The organism is Rhodopseudomonas sp. BR0C11 (assembly GCF_010820945.1).
Taxonomy (GTDB): Bacteria; Pseudomonadota; Alphaproteobacteria; order Rhizobiales; family Xanthobacteraceae; genus Rhodopseudomonas; species Rhodopseudomonas palustris_H.
The window spans coordinates 1-1,675 of the sequence record NZ_QTKI01000644.1 but is presented as its reverse complement, the minus strand read 5'-3'; the positions used below and the strand labels follow the sequence as shown (position 1 = coordinate 1,675).

General features: G+C 66.8%; 1 protein-coding gene. It reads right to left on the bottom strand.

The genetic code is table 11. From position 1 onward, the window contains the following. On the bottom strand, window positions 1–1,675 hold a 1,675-nt coding region (locus tag DYI24_RS26160), incomplete at both ends, for a GAF domain-containing protein (RefSeq protein WP_164574378.1).

The following is a 1,675-nucleotide window of genomic DNA, read 5'->3' as shown; positions in this document are numbered from 1 at the left end:
GTCGGACCGTCGCTCCGGCTGATCGACGCGGTGAAACATCTGGAAGATCAATTGCTGGTCGGCGTCGGCGATCCCGACGCCGTTGTCGCGCACATAGTAGCGCGGCGGCGGACCGTCCTCGATGCCGATTTCGATCCAGCGCTCCGGCTTGTCGTTGTAGCGGATCGCATTGCCGATCAGATTGGTGAAAACTTCGCCAATCCATTCGCGGTTGCCCTGCGCCGTGCCGAGCCGCATCGGCCGACGCACGTCGATGCGGTCTTCGGCGATCCGGCGCGCGAACGGCGCCAGGGCGTCATCGAGTACGGCGTCGAGGTCGACCGTCTCGGAGGCTGCTTCGCTGCCGCCTCGGCTGCGGTCGAGCAGCGCATCGACCAGCGCGTCCATCCGCTGCGTCAGTTTCAGGATGGTGGCGACCTGCTGGCGCCCTTCCTCATCCAGCACCTCGCCTTGGCGACGGCGCAGCGAGGTGGTGAGATGGTGGATGCCGCGCAGATGTTCCTTGAGCTCGGCGGAGGCGACGTCGGTGTAGCGGCTGAGCTCAGAATGCGATGCATCCAGCGCCCGGTTGATACGCTGGATCCGTCCCTTGCGAGCCGCGACGATCTCGGCGATGGCGGTGGCGAGCCGTGAGGCGGCGTCCTTTTCGTCGTCACGCCACGGCACCGCGCGGCCCTGCACGCTCTCCTTCCACAGCGCGAATGAGTTGCGCGGCCGCAGCCGCTGCATCCCGTCGGCATCGCTGATTTCGACCGGCTTGCGCGGGTCGCCGGCCCATTGCACGTCCTCGATCTGCTCGGGCCGCAGCCAGGCGATCAGCATCGGCTCGTCGGGCAGCGGCCGCACCGCCAGCACGCCGCTCGCCTGTTTGGCGACGGCTTGCGCTGCGGCATCGATGCCCGGCAGGCGATCAGTGGCGAACACCGGCGCGGCGTGATCGAGCAGCCAGTTTGTCAGTTCGAGCAGCGGCCCGGGGGCTGGTGTGTCGCCGCGGGTCGCTAAGTCGCCGCCGGACAGCACCACAATGCCGCCGGCATCGATCATCGCATTCAGCAAATCAAGCGAGACCGACGTGCGTAACGCTGCGCCGACATCGGCCTCGTTGGTCAGCAGGCGGGTGAGTTCGTCCGCGGCTGCCTTGCGGGCGCTGATCCGTTCAAACTGCTCGGTGTCTTCCTTGGCCGCCATCAGCAGCGACAGCGTGTGGGCGAGAAATTCCGCCGCCATCCGCATCTGGTGCGAGATGTGGCGGGGAGCCGCATGATGCATCGCCGAGATCAGGCCCCACAGCCGGCCTTCCTTCACCAGCGGCATCACCAGCGTCGATTGCACGCCCATGTTCTTCAGATAGCCGGTGTACATCACCGAGACGCTGCGCAGGCTCGCAAAGCTCATGTCGACCGGGCCGGTGACCAGCGGTGAGTTGGCAGCGAGCAGCGGCACCGGCGTGTAGCCGACATCCGGCAGGTGCCGCACCCAGCTCAGAGCGAAGAGCCGCCGCGCCGGCGCCGGGATGTCGGTCGCCGGATAATGCAGCCCGAGATAGGGTTCGAGATCCTCGCGTCTCGCTTCGGCGATCACTTGGCCGCTACCGTCTTCGGCAAAGCGATAGGCCATCACCCGGTCGTAACCGGTGAAGGCGCGAATCCGCTCGACGGCGAGATCGAAGAACGGC